Here is a 13,399-nt window from a genome sequence, read left to right as displayed (position 1 = left end):
GGGCGGCGTCGTACCGGTCACCCCGGGACGGGCCGGCCGGTTCCGCCGGCCGGCGGCGCTCGGGCCGCGGGTCGGGGTGGTGGCCGGGGCTCCGGTCGTACCCGGGGCGCATCGGTCCGGGAGCAGGCCAGGGCAGGCCGCCCTCCGGGCGCGCCGGCGGGTGGCCCGGTGGCTCGCGGTGGAACTCCGGGCGGACCTCCTCCCGGGGACGTCGGTCCGGGTACGGCTCGGCCCGGGCGGCGGCCTCGCGTGACCGCCGGTGCTCGTCCCGCTCGGGCAGGCGGCGCTCGGCGTCGTCGTACGGCCGCTCGGCGCCCCGGTCCGGGCGCTCCCAGCGGCCGGCCTGCGCGGCGCGGTCCATCGGTCCGCGGTCGCGGCGCTCGGCCGCGAACCGCTCGCGCTGCTCGGCCGCGAACCGCTCGTGCTCGGCGGGGAACCGGTCGGGGCGCTCAGCGGGGTACCGCTCGTGGTGGTCGGCGGGCCGGCGTTCGCCGGTGAACCGGTCACGCTGCTCGGCCGGCGGCCGCTCGCGCTCGTCACCGGCGCGGTCCCACTGGTAGCGGGGCCGGCGGGTGCCCTCGGCCGGTCGCTGCTCGTGGCCGTTGGACGACCGGTCGTGCGCGGCCGGCCGGCGCGCCGGCAGGTCCTCGTCCGGCTCGGCAAGCCAGCCCGGTTCCGACTGGCTGGCGGGGGAGACGGGCGCGACGCCGGAGCGTCCCCGGCCGGGTGGCTCCTGCCGGGGCGCGCGGTCGTCGTACCGGTCGTGGTCGCGGGGCGCGGCGCGACCGCCATCGACCCCGTACGGGGCAACCGCGTGCTCGTCCCGCCGGTTCGGGGCCGGCCGCTGCCGGTCGTCGGGCCACCCGGGCTCGCCCCGTCCCGGGCGGTACGGGTCGTCGTCGTACCGTCGTCCGTCGCGACCCCGGTGCCGGTCCCAGCCGTCCGGCTCGTCCTCCCAGGACCGGCCCAGGTACGTCCCGTCGGAGCGGGTCGGCGCGAGCGGCGGCACCTCGGCGCGGCCGACCACTGCCGCCCGACCGCGGGGCGCCGGCGGCGGGGTGTGCTGGATGCCGATGTCGCCGGGATAGCGCTGGCCGGGGAACTGGGGGTGCCACTCCGTGGTCGGCTCCACGACCCAGGACGGTTCCGCCGGATCGTGCCACCGGTCCGCGTAGCCGCGGCTCATCCGGATGGCCTGTCGCCGGCGCGGGCACGCGCGGTCATGCCGGGGTCACCGCCGGTCGTCCGCTCGCTCACGGCCGCGTCCCGGTGGCCGGCTCGCGTCCGCTCGCTCACGGCGATGTCACCTCGTTGGAAATTGTCGCGCTGGGCACCCCGTCGGCCGGTAAAGTCGCCCCTTCCGGCACGGCGTGGCTGCGGAAAGGAGGGTAGCGGCGTGGGCTCGCTCACCGCCACTGTGGCACCGCCTGCCGCCTCAAACGTTATCCTATGGTTTCGGACATTCAGGGCAATAGCCGGATCGGGCTTCCGACGATACTCCACCTACCGTCAGGCGGCGGTGGCCGGCGTCGTCACCAACTGCGTCTTCGGCTTCCTCCGCTGTTACGTCCTGCTCGCCGCGGTCGGCGCGGCCGGCACGGTGGCCGGGTACGACCGGGCCCAGCTCGCCACCTTCGTCTGGATGGGGCAGGGTCTGCTCGCCGTCATCCTCCTCTGGGGATGGACCGACCTGGCCGACCGGATCCGCACCGGTGAGGTCGCCGCTGATCTGCTCCGCCCGGTACACCCGGTGACCAGCTACCTCGCCGCCGACCTGGGCCGGGCCGGCTACGCCGCGCTGGCCCGGCTGCTACCGCCGGTGCTGGTCGGCCCGCTCTTCTTCCCGGTGCACGTGCCGCAGCGGTGGGCCACCTGGCCGCTGTTCGTGCTCTCCGCGCTCGTCGCCGTGATGCTCTGCTTCGGCTGCCGCTACCTGGTCAACGCCACCGCGTACTGGCTGCACGACGTGCGTGGCCCGGTGATCCTCTGGACGCTCGTCTCGGGCGTGCTCACCGGGCTCTACTTCCCGCTGCGTTTCCTGCCGGAGTGGCTCCAGCTGCTGCTCTGGCTCGGCACCCCGTTTCCGAGCCTGCTGCAGACCCCGCTGGACGTGCTGGTCGAGCGGGATCCGACCGGCACCCAGCTCGCCCTGGTCGCCGTGCAGTTGGGCTGGGCGGTGCTGGTCCTGGTCACCTGCCGGCTGGTGCAGCGCCGGGCCGAACGGCGACTGGTCGTGCAGGGTGGCTGACCGCGCCGGCCCGACCGTGTCGGCGCGCACCGGCGGCGCGCTGGCCGCGTACCGGGCACTGCTCGGGGCGCAGGCCCGGTCGCAGACCGCGTACCGGACGTCGTTCGTGGTGGACCTGGTCGGCAACGTCGGGTCCACCGTCTTCGACGTGGTCACCGTGCTGGTCGTCTTCGGCGTGACCCGGGAGCTGGGCGGCTTCACGCTGCGCGAGACGATGGTCATCGTCGGCATCTCCACCAGCGCGTTCGCCCTCGCGGACCTGCTGGTCGGCAACATCGAGCGGCTGCCGCGCTACGTGCGTACCGGGCTCTTCGACGCCGTGCTGCTCCGCCCGCTGGGCACGCTGCCGCAACTGCTGCTGATGGACCTGCCGCTGCGCAAGGTGTCCCGGGCGGTCTTCGGGCTCGCCGTGCTGGTCGTGGCGGTCGGCTCCGCCGGGATCCAGTGGACCGGGGCGCGGGTGCTGCTGGTCGTCCTCGCCCCGCTGGCCGCGGTGGTCTTCTTCGGCGCGGTCTTCGTGGCCACCGCCACCGTCTCCTTCTTCTGGGTCGACTCGGGTGAGCTGGCCAACTCGGTCACCTACGGTGGGCGGGACTTCACCGCCTACCCGATCACCGTCTACGACGGGTGGTTCCGCGCGCTCTTCGCGTACGGCCTGGGTTTCGCCTTCGTCGGCTACCACCCGGCACTGGCCCTGCTCGGCCGGGCCGACCCGCTCGGCCTGCCGGCCTGGGTCGGCTGGGCCGCGCCGGGCGTCGCGCTGCTCGCCGCCGCGATCGCCGCCGCCGCCTGGCGCTTCGGCGTCCGCCACTATCGGAGTACGGGGTCATGAGCGTCATCGAGACGAAGGCACTGCGCAAGGAGTTCACCGTCCGGGTCAGGGCCGGGCGGCTGCGCCGCGAGAAGCGGCTGGTCACCGCGGTCGACGGGATCGACCTGCGGATCGAGCGCGGGGAGATGCTCGGCTACATCGGACCGAACGGGGCCGGCAAGTCCACCACGCTCAAGATGCTCACCGGGGTGCTGACGCCCTCGGCCGGCGAGGTACGCGTCTGCGGGCTGCGCCCGGTCGCCCAGCGCACCCGGCTCGCGCTGCGTATCGGCGTGGTCTTCGGCCAGCGTTCCCAGCTGTGGTGGGACCTGCCGCTGCGGGACTCCTTCGATCTGCTCCGGCACATCTACCGGGTGCCGCCCGGCGCGCACGCCGACCGGCTGCGCCGCTGCCGGCAACTGCTCGACCTGGACGCGTTCCTCGACGTCCCGGTCCGCCAGCTCTCCCTCGGGCAGCGGATGCGCGGCGAGCTGGCCGCCGCCCTGCTGCACGGCCCCGAGGTGCTCTTCCTCGACGAACCCACCATCGGCCTCGACGTGGTCAGCCGGCAGGCGGTGCGTGGCTTCCTGGCCGAGCTGGGCCGGGTCGGCGACACCACGCTGGTGCTGACCACCCACGACCTGGCCGACATCGAACGGCTCTGCCGGCGGCTGGTGGTGATCGACCACGGCCGGGTGGTGCACGACGGGTCGATCGCCGCGCTGCACGAGCGGTACGGCTCCCGCCGGTTGGTGGTGGCCGACCTCGACGCCCCCGTGCCCGAACCGCCGGTGCTGCCCGGGGCGTCGCTGCACCGGGTGGAGAACGACGGGCACCGGTTGGTGTTCGCACTGGAGTCGGCGCGGGTGGCCGAGGTGGTGGCCGGGCTCGCCGGGCTGGGCGCGCTGCGCGACGTCTCGGTGGTGGAGGCGGACATCGAGGACGTGGTGGCCCGGCTCTACCGCCGAGAGCGTCAGGGGTGCTCCATCACCAGCACGGCGAAGGTGCCGGGGGCCAGCGCCTCGTAGCGGTGCGGGGCGTCGCCGGGAAAGGTGGCGTAGTCGCCGGGGCCCAGCTCCACCGGGTCGGACTCCGGGCCGACCCGCATCCGCCCGGCGCCGACCACCACGTGTTCGATGCTGCGCGGGGTGTGCGCCTCGGCCTTGCGGACCGTGCCGGGCTCCAGTTCGAGGAGATAGACGTCACGCCGGGCGTGCGTCGACCCGGCGCTGAGCAGCGTCCCGGCGAAGTCCGCGTGCTCGGAGCGGATCCGGGGGCCCTCGCCGGCCCGGACCACCCGGACGGCCGGGCTCGGCGGCTCGACCAGCCGGCTGAACGGCACGTCCAGCGCCACGCCGAGCGCCCAGAGGGTTTCCACGCTCGGGTTTCCGACGCCCGACTCCAGCTGGGAGAGGGTGGACTTGGCGATCCCGGCCCGCCGGGCCAGTTCGGTCAGCGAGACGCCGACCCGCTCGCGCTCGCGGCGGATGGCGGCGGCGATGGTGGCCAGCGGGGGTGCCGGTACGGCGGCCATGTTCGCTCCGTCGGTCTGTTTGTTCGGTTTGACGACCACGCTTTTCCCGTTCATCATGGTGGACCATGCGTACGGTACAACGAACAGCCGACGGCGGGGTACTCCGCGACGTCGCCGCCATCGGGGCGGCGATGGTGGCCGTCGGCGCCTCGTTCGGCGCGGTGGCGGTGGCCGCCGGGCTGCCCGGCTGGGCCACCGTCGCGATGTCCGTGGTGGTGTTCGCCGGCGGGGCCCAGTTCATGGCGGTCGGGCTGGTGGCGGCGGGCAGCCCGCTGGCCGCCGTGCTGGCCGGTCTGCTGCTCAACGCCCGGCACCTGCCGTTCGGCCTGACCCTCGGCGACAGCCTCGGCCGCCGGCTGTGGCAACGGCTGCTCGGCAGCCACCTGATGACCGACGAGGCCACCGCGTTCGCCCTGGCCCAGCCCGCCGGCCCGGCCCGGCACCGGGCGTTCTGGCTGGCCGCGGTGCTGTTCTTCGTCACCTGGAACCTCGGCACCGTACTCGGCGTGCTGGCCGGTGGGGTGGCCGGCGACCCGGCCGTGCTCGGGCTGGACGCCGCCTTCCCGGCCGGCCTGATCGCGCTGCTGCTGCCCAGCCTGCGCGACCGGGAGACCCGCCGGATGGCGCTGGCCGGTGCGGTGCTGGCCGTGCTCACCACCCCGCTGCTGCCGGCCGGCCTGCCGGTGCTGCTCGCGCTGGCCGGTCCGGCCGTGCTGGCGGTACGGGCCGTCCGCGCCGGGGCCGGCACCGGCGACCGGGAAGCCGGGGCGACGCCCGCCCCGACCCGGGACACCCGCCGGGCCGGCCGGGGTGGATCCGGAACCGGTGGACGGGAGGCCGGGGGCACCTCCAGCCCGACCTCCCTCACCGGTTCCGTTACCGGCGTCCGGGAGGTCGGGGTGACGCCCGCCCCGATCCCGGACGCCGGGCGCGGGGTCGGAACCGCCGGCCCGGTCCGCCGGACGGGAGGGAAGTCGTGCTGATCGCGGTGATCCTGGCGTTGGCCGCCGGCACGTACGGCTTCCGGGTCGCCGGGGTGCTGCTGCGCGACCGGCTCGACCTGCCGGAGTGGTCCCGCCGGCTGCTGCCGGTCGGCGCCGCCGCCCTGCTGGCCGCGCTCGCGGCCACCGCCGCGCTGACCGAGGCCGGCGCGTTCGCCGGCTGGGCCCGGCCGGCGGGGGTGCTGGTCGGCTCCCTGCTGGCCTGGCGGCGGGCGCCGTTCGTGCTGGTCGTGGTCGCCGCCGCCGCGACGACCGCCCTGCTCCGCCTGCTCGGCGTGCCGTAACGGTCCTCCCGCCGGCGCGCGACATTCCGCCCCCGTGGCTGTGCACGGACTGGGTGCAGCTGTTGTCGCCCCAGTGACAACAGCTGCACCCAAACCATCTGCCATCCCGGGAGGCGGAGGTGCCGCCCGAGCGGGCGGTGGGTGGCTGGAACGGGAACGGCCCCTCGCCGCGGTGCGGGAGGGGCCGGATCCGTCGTTGTCAGACCGGGTCGCCGAGGTTGACCCGGGGCTCCGGGGCGCGCATCCGGCGGAACGTGATCGAGCGCATGATCGCGTACAGGTAGAGCGAGCCCATCCGCTGCCCGGTGTTCGGGAAGCGCTCGCGGACCAGCTTCCTGATCTTGCGGCAGATGAGGAAAGAGTCGATCACCACGCCGAGGGCGAGCGCGCCCCAGAGGATGTTCGACACCAGCCGGACCACCGGCGGCATCGCCGCGTTCGAGCCGATCAGCACGATCAGCGCACCGCCGAAGAACCAGGTGCCGACCGTACGCCGGGAGTCGACGACGTTGCGGGCCAGCTGCCGCTCGGGGCCGCGGTCGCGCGGGCCGCCCTCGCGCCGGAACTCGGCCGCTGCCTCGGCCCGCAGCTTGCGCCGGTGCTCCCGCTGCTCTTCCTTGGTCATCGGCTTGGTGGCCCCGGCCGGACGCCGGCCGGCGGTCGGCCGCTTCGGCGTCTCGCGTCCCTTGGCGGGGGTGTAGCCCCGGGGACGGGTGGCGGTGGCCTCGTCCTCGGGGGTCACCTGAGTGACCGCCTCGTCGACGAGGTCGGTGGACTTGCGGCGAAACAGCGACGGCACGCGGAAAGGGTAGCCAACCGACGGCGCCCGGTGCACATCGCGGTGCACCGGGCGCGGTCGGCAGTGAGGGAGGTTACGGACGCTCGACGTGCGCGCCCAGGTCGGCCAGCTTCGCCTCGAAGTCCTCGTAGCCCCGGTTGATCAGGTCGACGCCGTACACCCGGGAGGTGCCCTCGGCGGCCAGCGCCGCGATCAGGTGGCTGAACCCGGCCCGCAGGTCGGGGATGACCAGGTCGGCGGCGTGCAGCTTGCTCGGCCCGGCGATCACCGCGGAGTGCTTGAAGTTGCGCCGGCCGAAGCGGCACGGGGTGCCGCCCAGGCAGTCCCGGTAGACCTGGATGTTGGCGCCCATCGAGTTCAGCGCCTCGGTGTAGCCGAGCCGCTGCTCGTAGACCGTCTCGTGGACGATGGACAGCCCGCGCGCCTGGGTCAGCGCCACCACCAGCGGCTGCTGCCAGTCGGTCATGAAACCGGGGTGGACGTCGGTCTCCAGGGCCACCGACTTCAGCTCGCCGCCCGGGTGCCAGAACCGGATGCCGCCCTCCTGGCCCGGGTCGCCCAGCCGCGGCGGCCGGCTGTCGGTCACCTCGTACTCGCCGCCGACCGACCGGAAGATGTTCAGGAAGGTCATCATGTCGGCCTGCTGCGCGCCGAGCACCTCCACGTGCCCGCGGGTGGCCAGCGCGGCCGCGGCCCAGCTGGCCGCCTCGATCCGGTCCGGGATCGGCCGGTGGGTGTAGCCGTGCAGCTTCGGCACGCCCTGGATCTCGATCACCCGGTCGGTGTGCACCTTGATGATCGCGCCCATCTTCTGCAGGACGCAGATCAGGTCGATGATCTCCGGCTCCACCGCGGCGTTGCGCAGCTCGGTGACGCCCTCGGCCATCACGGCGGTCAGCAGCACCTGCTCGGTGGCGCCGACGCTGGGGTAGGGCAGCGCGAACTTCGTGCCGTGCAGTCCGTTCGGCGCGGACAGGTGCAGCCCCTCGGGGGTCTTGTCGACCGTGGCGCCGAACTCGCGCAGCGCCTGGAGGTGGAAGTCGATCGGCCGCGGGCCGATGTGGCAGCCGCCCAGGTCGGGGATGAAGGCGTGGCCGAGCCGGTGCAGCAGCGGCCCGCAGAACAGGATCGGGATCCGGCTGGAGCCGGCGTGCACGTTGATCTGGTCGGTGCTGGCGCTCTCCACGTTCGCCGGGTCGAAGACCAGCTCGCCGTCCTCGTCGCCGTCGGTCACCTTGACCCCGTGCAGGCCGAGCAGGCCGCGGACGACCTCGACGTCACGGATCTTCGGCACGTCGAACAGGCGGCTCGGACTGTCGCCCAGCAGCGCGGCGACCATCGCCTTGGAAACCAGGTTCTTCGCGCCGCGCACGCGGATCCGCCCTTCCAGCGGAGTGCCTCCGTGTACGACCAGGACGTCGTCGGTCAACGCAACCTCCAGCGGTCGGTGCTGTAGATGGTGGGGCTCACGATGTCATCGCTACCCGGAACGCGGACGGGTCGAAACGGGCCGCGTGCGTCGTCGCCCCGGCAGCATAGCCCTCAGTGATGAAAATGGACCCGGTCACTTCGCCCCTGGGGGCATTTTTCGGTGATCCGACCCAATTCCGTAAAAGGGCGACTACCGATAGTGATCAACGGGTGCCGGGCGGCGGGGTGTCCGCACCGGGCAGGGCGAGCATCTGGTCCAGCGCCACCCGGGCGTGGTGCGCGGTGTCCGGGTCGACGGTGATCTGGTTGACCACCCGACCGGCGACCAGCTCCTCCAGCGCCCAGACCAGGTGCGGCAGGTCGATCCGGTTCATCGTCGAGCAGTAGCAGACCGCCCGGTCGAGGAACATGATCTGCTTGTCCGGGTGGGCCAGCGCCAGCCGGCGGACCAGGTTCAGCTCGGTGCCGACCGCCCACGCCGAGCCGGCCGGGGCCGCCTCGATGGTCTTGATGATGTACTCCGTCGAGCCGACGTGGTCGGCCGCGGTGACCACCTCGTGCCGGCACTCCGGGTGGACCAGCACGTTGACCCCGGGTACCCGCTCCCGGACGTCGTTGACGCTGTCCAGGGTGAAGCGGCCGTGCACCGAGCAGTGCCCGCGCCACAGGATCATCTTGGCGTCCCGCAGCTGCTCCGGGGTGAGCCCGCCGCTCGGCTTGTGCGGGTCGTAGAGCACGCAGTCGTCCAGCGAGAAGCCCATCTCCAGCACGGCCGTGTTGCGGCCCAGGTGCTGGTCGGGCAGGAAGAGCACCTTCGAACCCTGCTGGAAGGCCCAGTCCAGGGCCCGCTTGGCGTTGGACGAGGTGCAGACCACGCCGCCGTTACGGCCGACGAAGCCCTTGATGTCCGCCGAGGAGTTCATGTACGTGACCGGGACGGTCTGCTCCGCGATGCCCAGTTCGGTGAGCACGTCCCAGGCCGTCTCGACCTGCGACAGCACCGCCATGTCGGCCATCGAGCAGCCGGCTGCCAGGTCGGGCAGGACCACCTGCTGCGCGTCCGAGGTGAGGATGTCGGCGCTCTCGGCCATGAAGTGCACGCCGCAGAAGACGATGTACTCCGCCTCCGGGCGGGCGGCCGCCTCGCGGGCCAGCTTGAACGAGTCGCCGGTCACGTCGGCGAACTGGATCACCTCGTCGCGCTGGTAGTGGTGGCCCAGCACGAACACCTTGCTGCCCAGCTTCGCCTTCGCCGCCGCCGCCCGGGCCACCAGGTCCGGGTCGCTGGGCGCCGGCAGATCGCCCGGACACTCGACGCCACGCTCGGTGGCGGGGTCGCTGCCCCGGCCGAGCAGCAGCAGCGCCGTGGCGGTGTTGGAGGGTTCTACCCAGGTCGAAGTCACGTACCCCATGGTCCCACAGCGTGGCCTCGGCGCGGCCTCCGCCGGTGTGGGCTGCCACACTGCTCGGCATGCGCGTGCTGCTCTGTCCGGACAAGTTCGCCGGCACGCTGCCGGCCCCCGAGGTCGCCGCCGCGGTGGCGGCCGGCTGGCGCGAGGTGGCCGAGGCCGACGAGCTGCTGATCAGGCCGCTGGCCGACGGCGGTCCCGGCTTCCTCGACGTGCTCGCCGACGCCCTGGACGGGCGGCGGGTGCCGGTGCCGACCGTCGACCCGCTGGGCCGTCCGGCGGCCGGTGAGATCCTGCTCACCGACGGCGGGTCGACCGCCTGGCTGGAGAGCGCCCAGGCGTGCGGCCTGCACCTGCTCACCGCCGATGAGCGGGACCCGAAGGCCACCACCTCGTACGGGCTGGGGTTGCTGGTGGCCGCCGCGGTGGAGGCCGGCGCGCAGACGGTGATCATCGGGCTGGGCGGTTCCGGCACCAACGACGCCGGCGCCGGGATGCTCACCGCGCTCGGCGTCACCCCGCTCGACGAGGCCGGGCTGGCCCTGCCGTACGGGGGTGCCGGGCTGGCCGCCGTGGCCACCCTCGACGGCGCGCCCCGGCTGCGCGGCGCCCGGCTGGTCGCCGCCACCGACGTGGACAACCCACTGCTCGGGCTGCACGGGGCCAGCAACGTGTTCGGCCCGCAGAAGGGCGCCGACCGGGCCGACGTGCTGCTGCTCGACACCGCGCTGGAGCGCTTCGCCGCCGTACTGGAGCGGGACCTGCCCGGCTGCCCGCCGCAGCTCGGCGCGTTGCCCGGTGGTGGGGCGGCCGGCGGCCTCGGCGCGGCGATCCTCGCCCTGGGCGGCCGGTGCGAATCGGGCATCGGCCTGGTCACCCGGGCCACCGGCCTGGACGTCGCGTTGGACGGGGTCGACCTGGTGATCACCGGGGAGGGCTCGTTCGACCACCAGTCGCTGCGCGGCAAGGTGGTCGCCGGGGTGGCCGGCGCGGCCCGGGACCGGGGCCTGCCCTGCGTGGTGCTCGCCGGCCAGGTCAGCACCGGCCGCCGGGAGGCCGCCGCGGCCGGGGTGACCGACGCGTACAGCCTGGTGGAGCACTTCGGCGGCGAGGAACGCGGTGGCCTGGCCGCCGCGCTGAGCCGGCCCGCCGAGGGGCTGCGCGAGCTCGGCGCCCGGCTGGCCCGGCAGTGGAGCCGCTGACCGGGCGCGACCGGAGCCCGACCGGGGGTCACCGGAGCCGGTGACCAGGGTGTGACCGGCGCCGCGCGGGGAAGGCCCGAGGTCACACCGCCGGGTGACCCGGCCTGCGGCGGCCTACAATCAAAAACTGGACCACTGTGGGAATCGCTGACCGGCGGGTGACGTTGGTCGGGACGACCACACCGAACGCGCGCAGGGAGAATTCCACGTGACCACGCCAGCGCAGACCGAGTCGACCGAGGCCAAGGCCCCTACTTCCGTCGTCCTCACCGACGTCGCGGCGCAGAAGGTCAAGGCCCTGATCGAGCAGGAGGGCCGCGACGACCTGCGGCTCCGGGTCGCGGTGCAGCCGGGCGGCTGCTCCGGCCTGCGGTACCAGCTCTTCTTCGACGAGCGCTCCCTCGACGGTGACATCGTCACCGACTACGACGGTGTCGAGGTCGTCGTCGACCGGATGAGCGCCCCCTACCTGGCCGGCGCCACCATCGACTTCGCCGACCGGATCGACGCCCAGGGCTTCACCATCGACAACCCCAACGCGGGCAGCTCCTGCGCCTGCGGCGACTCGTTCAGCTGAGTCGACTCCGAGCACCGACGGCGGGGCCGTCCCGGAAGGGGCGGCCCCGCCGTCGTCTGCGGGGCGGTCGGCGGGCGGGGGCGTTCAACCGTGCGACCGCCGCCCGGCGCCCGCCGACGGCGGTACGCCTGATGGGCCACGGTGGCGTCACCTGGCCGTAGCCGATGTGCAACCGTGCGGTCGCCCGGCCTTGCGGCGGCCGGTAGGCTGACCCGCGCCCTGCTCCCGACCCTGAGGGTTGACATGAAGATCGCGGTGACCGGCTCGATCGCCACCGACCACCTGATGAGCTTCCCCGGCCGCTTCGCCGACCAGCTCATCGCCGACCAGCTGCACAAGGTGTCCCTCTCCTTCCTGGTGGACGACCTGGTGCTGCGCCGGGGCGGGGTGGCCGCCAACATCGCCTTCGGCATGGGTCAGCTCGGCCTGCGTCCGGTGCTGCTGGGCGCGGTCGGGGCGGACTTCGCCGACTACCGCTCGTGGCTCGAGCGGCACAACGTCGACTGCGACTCGGTGCACATCAGCGAGGTGGCGCACACCGCCCGCTTCGTCTGCACCACCGACACCGACATGTGCCAGATCGCGTCCTTCTACGCCGGGGCGATGAGCGAGGCGCGCAACATCGAACTGGCTCCGGTCGCCGACCGCCTCGGCGGGCTCGACCTGGTCCTGGTCGGCGCCAACGACCCGGAGGCGATGCTGCGGCACTCGGCCGAGTGCCGGGAGCGCGGCTTCCCGTTCGCCGCCGACCCGTCCCAGCAGCTGGCCCGGATGCCGGGTGAGGACGTCATCGCGCTGATCGACGGCGCCGACTACCTGATGACCAACGACTACGAGAAGTCGTTGCTGCAGAGCAAGGCCGGCCTGAGCGACGAGCAGCTGCTCGACCGGGTCAAGATCCGGGTCACCACGCTGGGCAAGCACGGCGTGGAGATCGCCGGGCGGGGCATCGACCCGATCCACGTGCCGATCGCCCGGGAGACCCAGGCGGTCGACCCGACCGGCGTCGGCGACGGCTTCCGCGCCGGCTTCTTCACCGCGCTCTCCTGGGGCCTCGGCCTGGAGCGGGCCGCCCAGGTGGGCTCCCTGCTGGCCACCCTGGTGCTGGAGACCGTCGGCACCCAGGAGTACCAGGTCCGGCGCGACCTGTTCGTCAAGCGGCTCGCCGAGTCGTACGGCGACGTCGCCGCCGACGAGGTGCGCCCCCACCTGCTGCCCTGACCGGGCCGCCGCCGTCGAGCACGCGGTCGTGGTGGGCGTACGACGCCCGCCCCGGCCGCGTGCCGCGTTCCGGGGTCAGTGCTGGCGGCGCACGTCGTAGGCGGGGCCGTCGTCGCCGGTGACCTTGCCGAGGAACTCGTGACCGCGCATCCGGCACCAGGCCGGGATGTCCACCGCCGCCGCCGGGTCGTCGGCCAGCACCCGGACCACGGTGCCCACCGGCAGCTCGGGCAGCCGGCGGGCGACCGCGATCACCGGCAGCGGGCAGCGCTGCCCGCGACAGTCGAGTACCTCCCGGGGCGCCGTCACAGCCCCACCACCCCCGCCTCGGCCCGCAGGTCGGCGACGATCCCGGGCAGTTCGGTGAGGAACCGCTCCACGTCCGCCTCGGTCGTCTCCCGGTGCAGCGAGATCCGCACGTTGCCGTGCGAGAGCACGCCCATCGCCTCCAGCACGTGCGACGGGCGCAGCGTCGACGAGGTGCACGACGAACCGGACGAAACGGCGAACCCGCGCCGGTCCAGCGCGTGCAGCAGCGCCTCGCCGTCGACGTACAGGCAGGAGAAGGTGACCAGGTGCGGCAGCCGGTGGTCGGGATCACCCACCACCTCCACGTCCGGCACCTCGGCCGCCACCCGGGCCCGGATCCGGTCGACCAGGGGCGCCAGCCGGGCCGCCTCGGCCGCCGCGTCGGCCGCCACCGCGCGCAGGCTCGCCGCCGCCGCCACCACCGCCGGCAGGTTCAGCGCGCCCGGCGTACGGCCGGACTCCCGCTCGTCGGCCGGCCAGGGCGACTCCCAGCGGGTGCCCTTGCGCACCACCAGCAGCCCCACCCCGGCCGGCCCGCCCCATTTGTGCGCGCTGAACCTGCCGGCGGTGGTG

General features: G+C 74.0%; 14 protein-coding genes and 1 pseudogene. 8 read left to right on the top strand and 7 right to left on the bottom strand.

Features of this window, described 5'->3' with window-relative positions:
* Positions 1-1,132: pseudogene (locus tag DLJ47_RS09965) on the bottom strand (hypothetical protein); the annotation flags it as partial.
* 264 nt (positions 1,133-1,396) lie between these two features.
* Between DLJ47_RS09965 and DLJ47_RS09960 the strand changes: the two are divergent.
* From DLJ47_RS09960 to DLJ47_RS09950, 3 genes are read left to right on the top strand one after another with little or no spacing between them, the layout of a single operon-like run.
* On the top strand, positions 1,397-2,248 hold the full coding sequence (locus DLJ47_RS09960) for an ABC transporter permease (RefSeq protein WP_109899760.1): 852 nt from the start codon (positions 1,397-1,399) through the stop codon (positions 2,246-2,248).
* Complete coding sequence (locus tag DLJ47_RS09955) at positions 2,241-3,080, top strand: ABC transporter permease (protein WP_233257749.1); 840 nt, start codon at positions 2,241-2,243, stop codon at positions 3,078-3,080. Before DLJ47_RS09960 ends, DLJ47_RS09955 begins: the two co-directional genes overlap by 8 nt.
* Complete coding sequence (locus DLJ47_RS09950) at positions 3,077-4,087, top strand: ABC transporter ATP-binding protein (RefSeq protein ID WP_109899759.1); 1,011 nt, start codon at positions 3,077-3,079, stop codon at positions 4,085-4,087. The genes DLJ47_RS09955 and DLJ47_RS09950 overlap by 4 nt, the downstream gene beginning before the upstream one ends.
* On the opposite strand, the gene DLJ47_RS09945 is transcribed toward DLJ47_RS09950, so the two are convergent.
* Complete coding sequence (locus DLJ47_RS09945; RefSeq protein WP_109899762.1) at positions 4,033-4,593, bottom strand: helix-turn-helix domain-containing protein; 561 nt, start codon at positions 4,591-4,593, stop codon at positions 4,033-4,035. The genes DLJ47_RS09950 and DLJ47_RS09945 overlap by 55 nt on opposite strands.
* Before the next feature lie 65 nt (positions 4,594-4,658).
* Between DLJ47_RS09945 and DLJ47_RS09940 the strand changes: the two genes are divergently transcribed.
* The gene (locus DLJ47_RS09940) at positions 4,659-5,576 is read left to right on the top strand and encodes an AzlC family ABC transporter permease (protein ID WP_233257748.1); all 918 of its coding nucleotides are present in this window, start codon (positions 4,659-4,661) and stop codon (positions 5,574-5,576) included.
* Positions 5,570-5,878: an AzlD domain-containing protein gene (locus DLJ47_RS09935; RefSeq protein WP_109899758.1), complete on the top strand. Its 309-nt coding sequence runs from the start codon at positions 5,570-5,572 to the stop codon at positions 5,876-5,878. The genes DLJ47_RS09940 and DLJ47_RS09935 overlap by 7 nt, the downstream gene beginning before the upstream one ends.
* 199 nt (positions 5,879-6,077) lie before the next feature.
* Here the strand turns inward: DLJ47_RS09935 and DLJ47_RS09930 are convergent, their stop codons facing one another.
* The 3 genes from DLJ47_RS09930 to nadA all read right to left on the bottom strand — a co-directional run bounded on the left by DLJ47_RS09930 (position 6,078) and on the right by nadA (position 9,511).
* Complete coding sequence (locus DLJ47_RS09930) at positions 6,078-6,677, bottom strand: DUF3043 domain-containing protein (protein ID WP_109899757.1); 600 nt, start codon at positions 6,675-6,677, stop codon at positions 6,078-6,080.
* 73 nt (positions 6,678-6,750) lie between these two features.
* A complete protein-coding gene (gene murA, locus DLJ47_RS09925) occupies positions 6,751-8,106 on the bottom strand; it encodes a UDP-N-acetylglucosamine 1-carboxyvinyltransferase (protein ID WP_088992669.1) in 1,356 nt (451 codons plus the stop codon).
* A gap of 205 nt (positions 8,107-8,311) precedes the next feature.
* Positions 8,312-9,511, bottom strand: coding sequence for a quinolinate synthase NadA (nadA, locus tag DLJ47_RS09920; RefSeq protein ID WP_109899761.1), 1,200 nt, complete (start codon positions 9,509-9,511; stop codon positions 8,312-8,314).
* A 68-nt stretch (positions 9,512-9,579) separates the two neighbouring features.
* On the opposite strand from nadA, the gene DLJ47_RS09915 reads away from it, so the two are divergent.
* The 3 genes from DLJ47_RS09915 to DLJ47_RS09905 all read left to right on the top strand — a co-directional run bounded on the left by DLJ47_RS09915 (position 9,580) and on the right by DLJ47_RS09905 (position 12,517).
* Positions 9,580-10,719: a glycerate kinase family protein gene (locus DLJ47_RS09915; RefSeq protein ID WP_109899756.1), complete on the top strand. Its 1,140-nt coding sequence runs from the start codon at positions 9,580-9,582 to the stop codon at positions 10,717-10,719.
* A 208-nt stretch (positions 10,720-10,927) separates the two neighbouring features.
* Positions 10,928-11,296, top strand: coding sequence for an iron-sulfur cluster insertion protein ErpA (gene erpA / locus DLJ47_RS09910; protein WP_088992670.1), 369 nt, complete (start codon positions 10,928-10,930; stop codon positions 11,294-11,296).
* Positions 11,297-11,539: 243 nt separating this feature from the next.
* A complete protein-coding gene (locus tag DLJ47_RS09905) occupies positions 11,540-12,517 on the top strand; it encodes a carbohydrate kinase family protein (RefSeq protein ID WP_088992671.1) in 978 nt (325 codons plus the stop codon).
* Positions 12,518-12,592: 75 nt separating this feature from the next.
* Here the strand turns inward: DLJ47_RS09905 and DLJ47_RS09900 are convergent, their stop codons facing one another.
* Together DLJ47_RS09900 and DLJ47_RS09895 are read right to left on the bottom strand one after the other, a co-directional pair.
* Entirely contained in the window at positions 12,593-12,826 is a 234-nt protein-coding gene (locus DLJ47_RS09900) for a sulfurtransferase TusA family protein (RefSeq protein ID WP_088992672.1), read from the bottom strand.
* Positions 12,823-13,399 (bottom strand): aminotransferase class V-fold PLP-dependent enzyme (locus tag DLJ47_RS09895; protein WP_146228062.1); only part of this gene is annotated, 577 nt, incomplete at its 5' end. The genes DLJ47_RS09900 and DLJ47_RS09895, both read right to left, overlap by 4 nt.

This window comes from Micromonospora sp. S4605 (assembly GCF_003176715.1).
GTDB classification, from domain to species: domain Bacteria; phylum Actinomycetota; class Actinomycetes; order Mycobacteriales; family Micromonosporaceae; genus Micromonospora; species Micromonospora echinaurantiaca.
This window is presented reverse-complemented; position numbering and strand designations above follow the sequence as displayed.

Excerpts from the sequence above, each read along its gene's own strand:
- DLJ47_RS09950 (WP_109899759.1), top strand. The coding sequence starts at position 3,077 with ATGAGCGTCATCGAGACGAAGGCACTGCGCAAGGAGTTCACCGTCCGG.
- DLJ47_RS09945 (WP_109899762.1), bottom strand. The coding sequence starts at position 4,593 with ATGGCCGCCGTACCGGCACCCCCGCTGGCCACCATCGCCGCCGCCATC.
- DLJ47_RS09940 (WP_233257748.1), top strand. The coding sequence starts at position 4,659 with ATGCGTACGGTACAACGAACAGCCGACGGCGGGGTACTCCGCGACGTC.
- DLJ47_RS09915 (WP_109899756.1), top strand. The coding sequence starts at position 9,580 with ATGCGCGTGCTGCTCTGTCCGGACAAGTTCGCCGGCACGCTGCCGGCC.
- DLJ47_RS09905 (WP_088992671.1), top strand. The coding sequence starts at position 11,540 with ATGAAGATCGCGGTGACCGGCTCGATCGCCACCGACCACCTGATGAGC.